The sequence below is a fragment of the Candidatus Pelagibacter sp. Uisw_130 genome (assembly GCF_047722505.1).
Classification (GTDB): domain Bacteria; phylum Pseudomonadota; class Alphaproteobacteria; order Pelagibacterales; family Pelagibacteraceae; genus Pelagibacter.
On record NZ_CP159814.1, the window covers coordinates 944,264 to 959,384 of the forward strand.

Sequence of the window (15,121 nt, forward strand, 5' to 3'; positions counted from 1 at the left end):
CGAGAACTTAATCTCTTTCCAGAGTTAATATGTTACGGTCCTTTTGCCTGAGAGATTCCTGGGTGGTTGCTCCTTCGGCGGATCAATAAAGTTATATAAATAACTAATTGATCTCTCTCCCGTACTTTTATTTCATCTTAATGAATTAAAACACAAATAAATTATATTCGCAATAGGAATATTCATGTACAAAGTAAAGTAATCAATTAATATTCTAAAATTATCTAATTAAAATTATTATTCTTTAAATTTATTTCTTAAATTATCAAAACCATAACAGCTTTCTATTTACCCTTATTTATTATTTGTTCTGTGGTAAAAGATTACATTTATATAATTAAATTGGTTTCCCTACCTAAAATTTATACTAAATAATTTTTCTAGGTATTTGTCTTTTTATAATATCTTTTTGATCCTCATAAGTCAGTATTCTGTTAAACTTATCAAATATATTTATTATTTGAGGTGTGAAATGAACTCCAATTTCAGTAATTTCAATTTTCTCATCACTACAAATAACCAAACCATCATTTTCAAAATTTTTTAATAATTTAAGCTCTATTGCAAAATATTTTTTAAATTCAATCTTATATTTATTTTCAAAATTTTTAATATTTAGATAATAATATGTTTTTAAAAACTGCAAAATATTTCTTCTGATTTTATCATCCTCATTAAGCTTAACACCTCTAAATGTTGGTAGATGTCCCTCACTAATACATTCCCTGTATTTATTTTGTTCATAATAATTTTGAAAATAATAGTCTTCACCTAAATTTCCACTTCCAGAAGTTCCCAACGCAATAAAGTTTGTTACATCACCTGTCTGAGTTCCTAATGAATTATATAAGGCTTTTTCATCACTAATCGCTTTTATTAGAGGGTCATTAGGTAATGCATATGACTCAAATCCGGCTTTTTTATAACCACCATCATTTATCAATTTATTTTTAACAATATCGTACATCTCTTGTCTATCAAAAAAATCTGGAAGTGGTCCATCTCTCAACATATTAATCATATATTTTCTTTTAAATGGGTCGTAATGTAAAAGCATTGGCTGAATCTGGGTTGGTTTTATTTTGATTACTTTATCTAAAGTTTCCTCCATACCTTTAGAGGTTTGGCCGGGAAGACCAATGAGTAAATCAAAATTAATTACTTTGAATTTCTCTTTTACTTTATCAGTTAGTAAACTGTCAAATAGATCCTCACTTTGTATTCTGTTTATTCTTTTTTGAACCTCTAAGTCAAAATCTTGGACACCAAATGAAAGTCGATTTACTCCACACTCATGGTAAAATAAAAGTTTTGACTCATCGACCCTTCTTGGATCAATTTCTACTGTAAAATCTTTAATATTATCAAAATTGTAACAGGTTTTTAATTTATCAATGAGTGCCTTAAAGTCTTTTTCTTTGTAAAAAGTAGGTGAGCCACCCCCAAAATACATTTCTTTTACATTTAAAGTTATATTATTTTTTTTTAAAAAAGAAAAAAGCAGATCTATTTCTTTAAACAAATAATTGTAAAGATAATCCTCAGCTCTTTTGTAATCATTTGTTATTTCTTTACTACAAAAACAGAAATAACAAAGCTGCTCACAAAAAGGAGTATGTACGTAAAGCATTATGGGCTCAGAGGGATTTTTTGGAAGCCAGTCTAATAAACCTTTTTTATAATCGACAGATTTAAAATCATAGTTCCAATTATCTTTGGTAGGATATTCAGAATAATTGAAAAAAATATCTCTATGATATTTCTTTAATAAATTTGCATCTAATTTACTCATCAAATCCCACTTTACTTTCTACAATAAACTTTGGTCTATTAGTTGTTTGTTTAAAAATTAATCCAATATAAGCACATATAATACTCAAGATGAATCCCTGAATTGCAGCAAAAAACAACAAACCAAAGGCTATTAAGCTACTAAAATTTAAAATATTTTGATTTTGAGAAATTTGATAAATAATAATAGGAATTAATAATATAATTATTGCTACACTAATAAGCCCCAAAATAAATGAAAGTCTTATTAATGTGTTGGAAAAGGGTAGTAAAGCACCCTCAAGAAAGTTAAAAATTACATCTTTTATGCCAAATTTACTTTCTCCACTTTTTCTATTTTGACGTTCATATAAAATTTTTTCTTTTTTGAATCCAACAAAATCTACCAAAAATCTGAAACTACTTGTCTCATTTATATTTACTATTTCCTTAATCACTCTTTTTGTGATTAAACGAAAATCTCCAGCATTTTCATCTAAATCAATATAATTAAATTTTTTTAAAATCTTATATCCCCAAAATGACAAAAAATTATTAATATAAGAATTTTTAAATTTTTCTCTCTTAGAATAAACAATATCACAATTTTTATTTTTCCATGTTTCAATCATCTTAGTAATAATCCCAGGAGGATCTTGCAAGTCAATATCCATATGAATAGCTGCATCACCCTTACAATATTTCAATCCGGCCAAAACACACGGCATATGGCCAAATCGTCTAGACATATTAATAACTTTAATCTTATTATTATTTTGAGTTTTACTTGTTAAAAGTTTAAGTGAACTGTCTGTAGAACAGTCGTTAACAAATACAAGTTCATAATCTATATTTTGAACACTCTCTAATACACTTGAAACTTCATCTATTGCATCATTAATGCAATCTTCTTCATTAAAAAAAGAAAAAATTATTGATATTTTTTTCATAAAATATTTTTATAAAATCAGTTAATTAAAATTATTATTCATTAGATTTATTGCTTAAATCATCAAAACCATAGCAGCTTTCTATAATATATAACGGTCTTTTTTTTGAGTCTTTAAAAATTGAACCAATGTATATTGATAATATTCCTAAGATAAGACTATTAATGCTTCCAAAAAATAATATCGCAACAAATAACGAGGTAGTACTTATGTTGGGTTCGCCTATCAAAAAAAGTAAGAGTGTTCTTATCATTATTATAAAACATACTATGAAAGATATTATTCCAAAAATTAGAGCAAACCTTAATGGTGCATCAGTAAAGGGCGTAAAAGATATTTCAAAAAAATTGTATATAATTCCAAGTCCTAATGGATGCTTTGTATTACCTTTTCTTCGGGCTTTTCTCTCATAAAAAATTTGTTTTCTTTTAAAACCGATCCAGTCTACTACAAACCTAAAAAATGGATAAACTTCACTAAATTTTTTATATTCAGTAATCACTTTTCTTGAAATTAATCTAAAATCACCTGAATCTTTTTCAATCGGTATATTAGTAAACTTTTTTAAAATTTTATAACCTATAGAGGATATAATTTTTTTGATTAATGGTTCGCCATGTCTTTTTGTTCTAGTGCTAAAAACAACATCAAAGCCATCTTCACGCCAATGTTTCACCATTTCTGCTATTAAAGAAGGTGGATCCTGTAAATCTATATCTAAATTTACTAAAGCATCACCTGTAGACATTTGAATTCCTGCCATGATTGACTCCATGGGTCCAAACCTTCTAGAAAGATTAATAATCTTAATTTTATTATTTTTTTCTCTTTCTAGGATTAATTTTTCTAAGGATTTATCTGTTGAACAATCATTTATAAAAATAATCTCATAATCTAATTCTTTAATTTTATTTAGTTCTTGAGTTGTTTCTGTAATAAAGGACTCAATGCTTTCTTCTTCATTATAAAAAGACACAATTATCGAAATTTTTTTACTCATTTTATTTTACTAATCTTATTAATTTTGGGTTTGTTGGATGTTTAAATCCTCCTTTATGAAGAACTTTATTTTTAAAACTATCTGGAAAATGAAAATAAGTTTTTTTTCCAATTTGCATAAAGTCATCTTTTGAAATTGTTTCACTTTTTCTTATCTTTTTGACGTCATGTTTGTCAACTTTAATTCTTTTAAATGATCTTAATTTTTTCATTTTCAAATCAAACCCCGTATCAAGAGAAATTCTAATTCCTGCATTATTTTTTCTAAATGACTGATGAATTATAGTTGCATCGGCTATAACCATATATCCTTTTTTTGGCTTATATTTTATATATTTAAACTTATCTGAAATATCTCTACCTAATTTTGAATTTTTAAGTGGCATTAACCATTTTTCTTCAAAGTTATTTGGTGGTTCTGCATACCTTATGTTATTTCTAGCAATATCTCCCAATATAAATAAATGAACAGCACACCAATTTGGATTTGCACCAGTCCATGTGTCTGAATGCATTAATTCAGTTGGATGTTTTCTAAGTATATTCTTTTTTTTTACATGTGGTAATTTTAGTCTTATATTTGGTGGAAAATGAAAATTTTCTATTAAACTTTCAAAATTAAAATGTTTTAAAATTTGAACATAATTCTTCAAAAGACTATTAAACTCTAAAGAATTTTCATTTTTTGGAACCATCATTCCATTTGGTGTTAAATTCGATAATTTAGCTGATTTAGAAAGAATTTTTTTAATCAAATCATTTTCTTTAGTTATGATTTCATTATCATTAAAACATCTTGAAACATAATTTATTGTAGATGTTTTAATATTATAAAATAAATTATCTGGTATTTTAATTTCGTACATTAGGTCATTAATTTTTTTTCCTTTAAACCTTCGACTTAACTGTTTTAAATAATATTTTCTAATTTTTAATGTCATAGGAAATCTTATTATAACTCAACTTATTAAGAACACCAATCATGCGATGAATTTTTCACTATATCTTGTCTTAATTCAATAATTACCTCTTCATTTTCTATGACTAAGTTATACATATTAGACTGATAGTTATTTTGATCACTTTTTAAATTAATATCAAATATTGGATCAAATCTTCTATTGTGAATATTACATCTAACTTTACAGTCAGATTTTTTGTAATCATTCATTGTAAACTTTATACCCACTTCATTATTGATACCCAAGTAACCACCTTCGTGTGGACAAATTAAGGAGAAGACTTTAATGTTATCATTATCTCTAATTAATTGGAAACTCAGTATTTTTGTTTCATTACCAACTTTTACTACATCATTTTTAATATCATTTAAATTTATTTTTATTTTTTGTTTATATATATCTTTATCTTTATAATCGAAAAAACAATTTTGCTTTTTTATGTTAAGAGTATCTACGTAAGAGAAATTTGAAATATTATCTTTATTGAAAAAAAAACCATTTTCTCTTAAATCTGCTCTTCTATTTAAAAATGGATAATCATCATTTTTATAATCTTTAAAACTTTTTAAAAACATTTTTCTAAAAAAAGGTGCAAATATAGAAAGTATAAATTTATTTTTCGCTCCAACATAATATGTAATTTTTGATCTACACCCTTTTCCCGGTATTTCAATTTCTTCATTTAATTTTAAAAATTGAAATAAGAAAAAACTAAAAGTTTCTAAGATTCTATTTTTTCCATCATCTTTCAGCAAAGTTAGGATAGGAAAAGACATAAATAAAAATTTAAAATACCTCGTAAACGAAGCGATTTCTCCATAATGCACACCTTCGTTGCCGTAGCCTCCTGCTAAATTGGCATGTAGATGGTTAAAATGAGGGATATCCCTGTGATTAAACAATGCATCACTTGTCTTATATCTACCTTCAATAGAAAAATTAAACGACTTATATGAGAAACCTAACTCCTTACCCTTATTTATTATTTGTTCTGTGGTAAAAGATTGCATTTATATAATTAAATTTAATTTAAAACATAATAATATTATTAATAATTAATAGCAATAAATACTAAAAATACGAAATGTCACAAGCATCTGCGCCAAAAGTTAAAAATAATTTTTTTTTATTTATTAAGATTTTAACATTTTTCATATTTGTGTATTTATTTTTCAAATTTGTAAATCAAAATAATTTAATTAATTCTTTGACAAATATTTCTATCAAAGAAATTTTTTTTATCTATTTTTTATATCTCTTTTTACCAATTGCAATAGCTTTTCGTTGGTTTATAATCATAGAAAATTTTTCTAAAATCAAATTTATTGACTTATTAAGAAGTATAATTTCTGGTTTTTCAGTAAGCTTAATATTTTCATCTACTTTAGCAATTGATGCAGTAAAATTTATGAGAATAAAAAAAGAAGTTGGCTATGAGAATGCTTTCATACTTACTTCGATAGAGAAATTTTTTGCATTATTTTTTAAAATATTTTCTTTATTAATTTTTGTAATATTTTATTTACACTTTTATGAAGAAATAGCACTTAATGTTATCTTAACTTTATCAATTTTAACATTTTTTTATCTCTTAATTTTTTTCAGGATCGATAAAATAATTATTTATTTTTTTAGAAAATTTTTAATTAAAAGAAGATACAAAAATATTGAGAAAATATTTAAAAAAACTAAAAAAAAAACAATTAGGCTGATATTTATCAATTTAATTATCCAATTAATTAACACTTCTATATATTTTTTGATCTTTTTATTTTTAGATAACAATTTGGAATTTATCAAAACATTAATATTTGTTCCAATCGTTGAATTACTTGGCCAATTTTCATTTATAATATTTGGTATGAAAGAATTTAGTACTGTATTTTTATTAAGTTCTTTTAATATTGAAAAAGAGTTGGCCTTGGCTGGGGCATTGATCTATTTATTTTTAGAGTATTTAGTTATAATCACTTTATATTTAGTTTTAAATTTTAATAAAATTAATTTTTTAAATAAAAAATAGAATATTAAAAATCTCTTTTATAAAATTCTTGATCATTATAAACGTCAAATACGTTTGCTACTTGGGGTGAAAAGTGTTCACCAAGAGGAGATAGAACGACGTTATTATCATTAATTTGAATTAGTTGATCTTTTTCAAATGAAATTAAATTTTTTAATTCTTTTTTAAAATACTCTTTAAATGAGAGTTCATATTTTTTTTCAAAAAAACTAAATTCTATATTAAAAAAAGTTCTGACATGTCTAATTACCTCTCTTCTTATCACATCATCTTGCTTCATTTTTAAGCCTCTATAAATTGGAAATCTTCCATTATCTATTGCTTCTCTATATAGGTTTTGTTCATAAAAATTTTGAAAATAATAGTCATCATTTAAAACACCGTGCGCAGAACTTCCTACAGCAATAAAATTAGTTGCTTCACCTTTTTGAGTTCCTAGGGAATTGTAAACTGCTTTCCCATCTTGCATTGACTTTGTTAATGGATCGCTTGGTAATGCATAACTTTCAAATCCTGCTCTTTTGTATCCCGATTTTATTAACATTCCACTTGCTTTTTGAAAGACTGCTTTTCGGTCATAAAAATCTAACATAGGTTCATTACGAACCATTTTAATCATGTACTTTCTTGTCCCTGGCTTATAGTGAACATACATAGTTTGAAGTTGAGATGGTTGTAATCTTGTGACTTCCTGAATGGTTTTTTCTATTGTTTTTGTTGTTTGTCTTGGCAGGCCAATTAATAAATCAAAATTGATTACCGGAAAAAGTTTTCTAATTTTTGGTGTTAATAATTTATCTAATAGTTCTGGAGGCTGTATCCTATTAATTTCTTCTTGAACACCGTGGTCAAAATCTTGAATTCCAAAAGAAAGTCTATTAATACCCATTTCATGATAGAATATTAAAGTTTCTTCTGTCACTCTTCTTGGATCAACTTCTATTGTAAAATCACCCAAATTACTGAAGTCTATTAAATTTTTAAGACGTCCAATTAAATATTTAAATTCTTCTTTTTTATAATATGTGGGTGAACCACCACCAAGATAAATTTCTTTAAAATTAAAGCTAATTTTATTGTCTGCTAAATGTTTTTCTAACATATCAAACTCTTTACTTAAATAGTCGTACAAATAGTTTTTAACTTTAGAGTAATCTTGAGTTATCTGCTTACTACATAGACAGAAATTACAAAGCTGCTCACAGAAAGGTGTGTGTACATAAAAAAGTACAGGTTTTTCTTTATTTTTTGGAAACCAGTCACAAATTGCATCTTTGTATTGGTCATGACCAAATTCTTCAGTCCAAATACCTTTGGTTGGATATTCTGTATAATCATAGATTAAATTACCGTGATATTTTTTTATTAAATTTGCATTTTCTAAAACTTTACCAGATTCACTTACTGTAAACTCACTACTCATAATTTTTATAGATTTAAATTAATATTAACCTACATTATATCTTTTTTTTATAAAGTAAAAAGAAACTGATGCTATTATTCCTGCTGTTTCAAATTTATTATTAGCTAATAGTGCTAATATAGTTTTTTTGTTAAGCCATTTTTTTTTTAAATTTTCATTTTTTATACTTTTAAGAGAATTATTGTCAATCTTTGCTGTATATACATAATCTTGGCCACAATTATATGTGCCATGCCTAGTATATCTTAATAACATTTTCCAATTTTTTGCAAGATATCCCGTTTCTTCTAGTAACTCTCTTTTTACAGTTTCTAGGGGTTTTTCTCCAGACTCAATATGCCCCCCTGGAAACCCAAGAGATTTTTTTTTTATGCCTCTTCGATACTCATCTAGAAATAATATTTGATTTTTTTCATTTTCTAAAATTACCATTGCGGCATCTTGAATTATAATTTTGTGAAAATTTTTTCTTGATTGATGTTTATTCTTAAAATTTTCTTTATAGATTGTAATAAAAGGTTCGTGATTATAAACAATTTTTTTTTTATTTTTCACTATTATCTCTAATTATTAGTATGTATATATTGTTATTATGAGTTTAAAAAAAAGATACAATAGAATAAATCTTATTACAAAACAATGGAAACTTAAAAAAACTCATTCACTTATAACAAGATATAAAATAGATCCTAAATTTTTCAATGAATTTAAATTTTATATAAAGTTATATATTTCGAAGGCTCTCAACATTGATTTTAATATTAATGATAAAATTTTTATAAAAAATATTGATAAAGCCAGAAACAATAGACTTAACATAACCCCGAATGGTGCAATAGTGCCCAAAAGAGAATTTCATTTGGAATATAATTTAGTCTTAAGAAGTTGGTGTGAATTGGTTCGTCAAATCTCAAAAAAAAAACCAAAACTTCTAAAACTATTTAGAATTACCCCAAATATAAGAATTAAATTTGGAAAAGAATTAAATGATAATAAAAATAGGGAGCTTTCAACATCACACCCTCATTCTGATGCGTGGGTAGAAGGACCCTGGGGTATGAATTGTTATATACCTTTTTTTGGTGACACTAAAAATAATAATTTACAATTCTATGAGCCTATTAATGAATTTAATGAATCATACATGGCTATCTCACCATCTTATAAAAAAATGCAATGGGTAATGGATTATTATAAAAAAATAAAAAAAATAATTCCATTAGTAGGACATGTTAATTTATCTGATTATGCAGCTATACATAATACCTTTAGAAACCCCAATTGTGGTACTAGAGTCTCAATAGATACAACTTTATTTGTAGGAAACTACAAGCCTCATAAAGATAGACTAAAAGAATATACTGATAAAATACCTAATATTGGACTAAATCATTTTGTTGACTCTGGACAATATGAAAAAGATAAACCTGCTGATAAAGTGAGTACATATTCACATTATACATCTAAGGTTTTGAAATTAATTAAGTTTTAACTAAACATGAAAAGTTTATAATAATCATATGTCAAATTTAGATGTACTATTAATCACACCTCCATCAAGACTTGATGTATATCAAACATTATCAAATGATTATGCTGCTATAGAGCCTCCTGTATGGTCAATGTTGATAGCTAAATATTTATCAAGATTAAATTACAATGTTGAAATACTTGATGCAGAAGCTGAAAATTTTACTCACGAACAAACAGCCGAAAGTATTGCTGATAAAAATCCTAAACTAGCAGTATTTGTTATTTACGGACAACAACCATCAGCTTCAACACAATGCATGCCAGCTGGAACTAAAACTTGTAATAAACTGAAATTAATAACTGATGGACAAATTAAAACATTAGTCATGGGAACTCACGCATCAGCATTACCCAAAAGAACATTAAAAGAAGAACCTTACGATTTTGTTTGTCAAGGTGAAGGACCAATCACAATCTCTAATTTGATTGATGCCATGAAAAACAATAAAAAAGACTATGATAAAATTCCTGGTCTTTGGTATCGTGATAAAGATAATGATATTAAGTCAACTATTAGAAGTGAAATGTTTGATAATTTAGATTTACAATTACCAGGACAAGATTGGAATTTTTTAGATATGTCAAAATATAAAGCTCACAATTGGCACACGTTTGGAAGGTTAGAGACAAGAGATAAGTATGCATCTTTACAGACCAGTCTTGGGTGTCCTTTTAAATGCACCTTTTGCTGTATCAATGCACCATTTGAAAGAAACACAATTCGCTTTTGGTCAGCAAAACATATTTTTAATCAAATTAAAACACTCGTTGAAGACTATGGAATTTTTAACATCAAAATCCCTGATGAAATGTTTGTTCTAAACCCAAAACAAGTAACAGAAATTTGTGATGAAATTATTAGTAGTGGATATGGAAAAGATTTAAATTTTTGGGCATATGCAAGAATAGATACTTTAGATGATAATGTTATGTTGGAAAAAATGATTAAATCAGGATTTAAGTGGCTTGGTTTAGGTATAGAGTCTAGCAATCCAAATGTTAGAGATGGAGTTGTTAAAGGTAGATTTACTAATTATGACATAGAAGGTGTTGTTAAAAAAGTAAGAGACATGGGTTTTAATGTTGGAGCCAATTATATATTTGGACTACCAGAAGACAATCGTGACTCAATGAATGAAACTTTAGAATTAGCACTTAGAATAAATAGCGAATGGGCAAATTTTTATTCTGCTATGGCATACCCAGGTTCCCAACTATATCCGCTTGCACAAAAAAATAAGTGGGATTTACCTGATGATAAAGGGGGTCCAGGCTGGATTGGATATTCTCAACATTCTTATGATACTCTACCATTAAGAACCAATCACTTGAAGGCCTCAGAAGTTTTAGAGTTTAGAGATAGAGCTTTTGATACATATTTTAATGATAATAGTTATTTATCAATGATTAAAAATAAGTTTGGTGTGGATACACAAAAACATATTTCAAAAATGTCAGAACATAAGCTTAAAAGAAAACATCAATTTGAAGATGTTAATTATTAATGTTGAATTTTATTCAATATTAAATATAAATTTACAATGTTCTCATCCGTAATTATTAGTGGTGCTTTAGCCCAAGATCATGAGTTTATATACCCCTACTACAGGCTATTAGAGGCTAATAGTAAATTAGATGTTTGTTTGATTGGAGGTAAACCAGTTAAAGGTATACTTGGAACGCAACTTCCACCAAACAAAAGCCATCCAGTAAAAGATATCGATCAAATAAAAGTAGTAGATTATGATCTTCTAGTGCTTCCTGGTGGGGTAAAAGCAATGGAAAAGATAAGACAAGATAAAAGATTGATAAATTTTATTACAGATTTTTATAACGCAGATAAAGTTATAGCTTGTATTTGTAGTGGTGCTCAACTTTTAATCTCTGCAAAGATTGTTAAAGGAAAAAAAATTGCTGGTTATTATAGTATGCAAGATGACATAACTAATGCAGGAGCAATTTATACAGATGAGCCAGCTGTTATAGATGGCAAAATAGTTACTACAGCACACTATAAAGACATGGGACCTTGGATGAAGTCAGTTCTTAGTTTTTTTGATGAATAAAAAAAAAAAATTTTCTTATGATAATAGAGTTGTCACTAAACCTTGGGGTAATGAATATGTGGTTTATAGAAATTCTAAAAAATTATCAGTAACACTTCTTAATATAGATTATAATAAAAAAACTTCTTTACATTGTCACCCAACAAAAAAAACTGGTTTTATTGTCCTATCTGGTAAAGCATTAATACAATTAGGCTTATGGAAAGCTACATCTAGATATTTTAATGCTCCTTCAAAATTAATGATTAGAACAGGTTTATTTCACTCGATAAAAGCTGTATCAAAAAAAGGACTTTGTGCACTTGAGTTTGAAACACCTGTAAATAAAAAAGATCTAGTTAGATTTAAAGATTCTTACGGAAGAGAAAAAAAGCCTTATGAAGGCAAAGAATTTACAAGTAAAACATCAACTAATGATGTTATTTTCAAAAAAACTAAAAAAAAAATAGTCCAAAAATATATTTTTGATAATAAGGTTGAGCTATCAATGGAAACTCATAAAAATTTTAAATTATTAAATAAAGAAAAAATGCAAACTGTTTTTGCAATTTTAGATGGTCAGGTTGTAGATAAGCACAATAGAAGCGTTCTTTCTTATGGGGATATTATTAAGACCGGAACTTTTAAAAAACTTTCAGAAGTATTTAAAATAAAAAAAAATCTTACGTTACTAAAAGTAAAAAATATATAAATGACTAATAATAAAAATTATAGATATCAAGTTTTTGAGAAAGCTTCATTAGCAAGAAATTTTGAAGAACAGGTAATAACCAATGTTAAAAACAAAAAAATTAAGATACCAGTTTATGTTTCAGCTGGCCAAGAATTTATAGCATCCACTATTGCTACCATTTGTAAGCTAAAAAAAATTAAACCCTTAATATTTGGTCAACACAGGTGTCATTCAACTTATTTAACATTCGATGGTGATAAGGGTAAATTGATTGATGAACTACTTCAAAGAAAAACAGGTTGCACAAAAGGTATGGGTGGATCTGCCTCAATACATTCAACAAAAATTAATATGTATGGCCATGATGGATTAATGGGATCTAATGGCCCAATTGGTGTTGGTGCCTGTTATGCAACTAAAAAACCTACTATTATTTTTCTTGGTGATGCTGCAGCTGAAGAAGATTATGTTTTAGGAGCATTAGGCTGGGCATCTACTAAAAATTTACCGCTTTTGGTTGTTGTAGAGGATAATAATTATTCAATTTTAACTGAAAAAAAAGTTAGAAGAAACTGGGAGATGAGTGATGTAGCTAAGGCTTTTAAAATGAAAGGATTTAATTGTGACGATAACCCAATGAATATATATAAATATTCAAAATTTTTTTTTAAACAACCTTGTCTTTTAAATATTAATACTAATAGAATATATTGGCATGCAGGAGCTGGAAAAGATTCAGAAAAAACTTTTGATAGGTATAAGTCAGAAAAGAAAATATTGGGCACTCGTGCTGACTTAATAGATCACAAAACTAAAAAATTAATTAAAAATTTATGGAAAAAACACTTAGAGAAGTAATTAAAGAAACTATATTTTTTCATTTAAAAGAGAAAAAAGGTTTTGTTTTTGGTCAATGTCTTACTGCTGTTGGCTGGGTTGGTGGCACATTACCACATTTAACAGAAAAAGATGGAATGGTTGATTTATCCATGGCTGATGTTGCAAATGGTGGTATTGTTGCTGGTGCCGCATTATCAAATAGAAGACCGATATATGTGATTAGATATCAGGGCTTTAGTTGGTTTAATGCACCCATAATACTTAATTACGCTTGCAAATCTAAAGAGTTATGGGGAGTTCCCTCTCCAATATTAATTAGAGGAATTGCAATGGAAGGATCTATTGGACCTGTTGCTGGATCTTCACATCATTCTATTTATTATAAAATGCCAGGAATAAAAATTATCTCACCAATGACACCTTATGAATATAAATATGCATACAAATATTTTATGAAAAATGATGATGTGTTATATGTATCTGAACATAGAGGGAGTTACGACAATAACAAAGAGCTCAAAGATTATTTACCAAAAAATTGTGATTTAATATTATTTTCTATTTCAATAACTAGATTTGAGGCCGTTAAAGTTAGAAATATTTTAAACAAAAAAGGTTATAAAATAGGTATTGCCAACATTCTATGGATCAAGCCTTTCAAAATCAAAGAAAAATGGATATCTGCGTTAAAGAAATCAAGGTATGGAGGTATTGTACTCGATGACGATTATTCAACAGGTGTTGGATCAGACATAGCGTATAAGTTAATGAAAAGGACTGGTAGTAAAATTGAAATTATGGGTTTAAAAGATAAGTCAGCAGGTTTTTCAAAAACAAGTGACAATCTACCACCTAATTCAAAAGAAATAATCAAAATGATTTTAAAAATAACAAAAACTACCAAATGATTATTTCAAAAACACCTTATAGAATTTCTTTTTTTGGTGGTGGAACAGACTACCCCTCTTGGTTTAAAGAAAATGAAGGAAAGATATTATCCACAACTATCAATAAATATGTTTATCTTTCATTAAAAAATATTGGACCTTATTTTAGTTATAAGCATAGAATTATTTGGTCAAAAGTTGAAAATGTGAACGATGCAAAATTAATTCAGCATAATGTGGTAAGAGAAATGCTTGAGTATTTTAAAATTAAAGATGGTGTTGAAATTCATTATCAAGGTGACTTACCGGCAAGAAGTGGAATGGGCTCAAGCTCGAGTTTTGTTGTAGGGTTAATGAATGCATTTTTAATGAAAAAAAAACTGCAACTATCAAAAAAAAAGTTAGCAAAAAAATCAATATTTTTTGAGCACAATATTTTAAAAGAAATTGTGGGGATACAAGATCAAATATCAGCATCTTTTGGAGGATTAAATAAATTAGATATAAAAAAAAATGGAGATTTTGATGTTAAAAAAATTAAAATAAATAAACAAGTTAAAAATCTTGATAAAAATTTAGTTCTTATTTTTACAGGGATACAGAGGACTGCGAATGATATTGCAGGTCAGTACGTATCGAAACTAAAAAAAGATAAAATTATGGAAATGAAGGAAATTAACTTTCAAGTTGAAGAGGCAGAACAACTGTTACTAAAAAATAAATTTGATGATTTTGGTAAATTACTTAATGATGGATGGAAATTAAAAAAAAGTTTAAGCAAAGTTATAAGTAACAAAAAAATTGATGATTTATATGAATTTTCAATAAACAATGGTGCTTTGGGAGGGAAATTATTAGGTGCTGGTGGTGGTGGCTTTATGTTGCTATATATACCACATCATAATCAAAAAAAATTCTTCAAAAAAATTAAAAACGTAATCAATGTTCCATTCAACTTTTCAGAAGAAAGTTCACAAATTATTCTAAATAACTAA

At 26.8% G+C, this 15,121-nt stretch carries 15 protein-coding genes and 1 riboswitch; of the genes, 8 read left to right on the forward strand and 7 right to left on the reverse strand.

The features are described from left to right. Positions 1–25 precede the first annotated feature (25 nt). Positions 26–132, reverse strand: a riboswitch (glycine riboswitch). A gap of 235 nt (positions 133–367) precedes the next feature. From ABXT55_RS05165 to ABXT55_RS05185, 5 genes are read right to left on the reverse strand one after another with little or no spacing between them, the layout of a single operon-like run. Next, positions 368–1,792 (reverse strand): radical SAM protein, encoded by a 1,425-nt coding sequence (locus tag ABXT55_RS05165; protein ID WP_415284249.1) that lies wholly within the window; start codon positions 1,790–1,792, stop codon positions 368–370. Next, positions 1,785–2,720: a glycosyltransferase family 2 protein gene (locus ABXT55_RS05170; protein ID WP_415284250.1), complete on the reverse strand. Its 936-nt coding sequence runs from the start codon at positions 2,718–2,720 to the stop codon at positions 1,785–1,787. The genes ABXT55_RS05165 and ABXT55_RS05170 overlap by 8 nt, the downstream gene beginning before the upstream one ends. Before the next feature lie 34 nt (positions 2,721–2,754). After that, positions 2,755–3,720 (reverse strand): glycosyltransferase family 2 protein, encoded by a 966-nt coding sequence (locus ABXT55_RS05175; RefSeq protein WP_415284251.1) that lies wholly within the window; start codon positions 3,718–3,720, stop codon positions 2,755–2,757. A 1-nt stretch (position 3,721) separates the two neighbouring features. After that, positions 3,722–4,660, reverse strand: a complete 939-nt coding sequence (locus ABXT55_RS05180; protein ID WP_415284252.1) for a hypothetical protein — start codon at positions 4,658–4,660, stop codon at positions 3,722–3,724. Between the two features lie 26 nt (positions 4,661–4,686). Then, complete coding sequence (locus ABXT55_RS05185) at positions 4,687–5,691, reverse strand: Rieske 2Fe-2S domain-containing protein (RefSeq protein WP_415284253.1); 1,005 nt, start codon at positions 5,689–5,691, stop codon at positions 4,687–4,689. A 74-nt stretch (positions 5,692–5,765) separates the two neighbouring features. On the opposite strand from ABXT55_RS05185, the gene ABXT55_RS05190 reads away from it, so the two are divergent. Next, complete coding sequence (locus ABXT55_RS05190; RefSeq protein WP_415284254.1) at positions 5,766–6,704, forward strand: lysylphosphatidylglycerol synthase domain-containing protein; 939 nt, start codon at positions 5,766–5,768, stop codon at positions 6,702–6,704. 4 nt (positions 6,705–6,708) lie between these two features. On the opposite strand, the gene ABXT55_RS05195 is transcribed toward ABXT55_RS05190, so the two are convergent. Continuing rightward, complete coding sequence (locus tag ABXT55_RS05195; RefSeq protein ID WP_415284255.1) at positions 6,709–8,127, reverse strand: radical SAM protein; 1,419 nt, start codon at positions 8,125–8,127, stop codon at positions 6,709–6,711. Positions 8,128–8,151: 24 nt separating this feature from the next. Then, positions 8,152–8,682, reverse strand: coding sequence for an NUDIX hydrolase (locus ABXT55_RS05200; protein WP_415284256.1), 531 nt, complete (start codon positions 8,680–8,682; stop codon positions 8,152–8,154). A gap of 37 nt (positions 8,683–8,719) precedes the next feature. Here ABXT55_RS05200 and ABXT55_RS05205 point away from each other — a divergent pair, with 37 nt between their 5' ends. From ABXT55_RS05205 to ABXT55_RS05235, 7 genes are read left to right on the forward strand one after another with little or no spacing between them, the layout of a single operon-like run. After that, on the forward strand, positions 8,720–9,619 hold the full coding sequence (locus tag ABXT55_RS05205) for a hypothetical protein (RefSeq protein WP_415284257.1): 900 nt from the start codon (positions 8,720–8,722) through the stop codon (positions 9,617–9,619). 28 nt (positions 9,620–9,647) lie between these two features. Further along, positions 9,648–11,165, forward strand: a complete 1,518-nt coding sequence (locus ABXT55_RS05210) for a B12-binding domain-containing radical SAM protein (protein WP_415284258.1) — start codon at positions 9,648–9,650, stop codon at positions 11,163–11,165. 36 nt (positions 11,166–11,201) lie between these two features. Further along, on the forward strand, positions 11,202–11,726 hold the full coding sequence (locus ABXT55_RS05215; RefSeq protein WP_415284259.1) for a DJ-1/PfpI family protein: 525 nt from the start codon (positions 11,202–11,204) through the stop codon (positions 11,724–11,726). Next, positions 11,719–12,417 (forward strand): cupin domain-containing protein, encoded by a 699-nt coding sequence (locus ABXT55_RS05220; protein ID WP_415284260.1) that lies wholly within the window; start codon positions 11,719–11,721, stop codon positions 12,415–12,417. The genes ABXT55_RS05215 and ABXT55_RS05220 overlap by 8 nt, the downstream gene beginning before the upstream one ends. Further along, positions 12,418–13,257: a thiamine pyrophosphate-dependent enzyme gene (locus tag ABXT55_RS05225; RefSeq protein WP_415284261.1), complete on the forward strand. Its 840-nt coding sequence runs from the start codon at positions 12,418–12,420 to the stop codon at positions 13,255–13,257. Next, positions 13,233–14,147, forward strand: coding sequence for a transketolase C-terminal domain-containing protein (locus tag ABXT55_RS05230; protein WP_415284262.1), 915 nt, complete (start codon positions 13,233–13,235; stop codon positions 14,145–14,147). The genes ABXT55_RS05225 and ABXT55_RS05230 overlap by 25 nt, the downstream gene beginning before the upstream one ends. Then, a complete protein-coding gene (locus ABXT55_RS05235; RefSeq protein ID WP_415284263.1) occupies positions 14,144–15,121 on the forward strand; it encodes a kinase in 978 nt (325 codons plus the stop codon). Before ABXT55_RS05230 ends, ABXT55_RS05235 begins: the two co-directional genes overlap by 4 nt.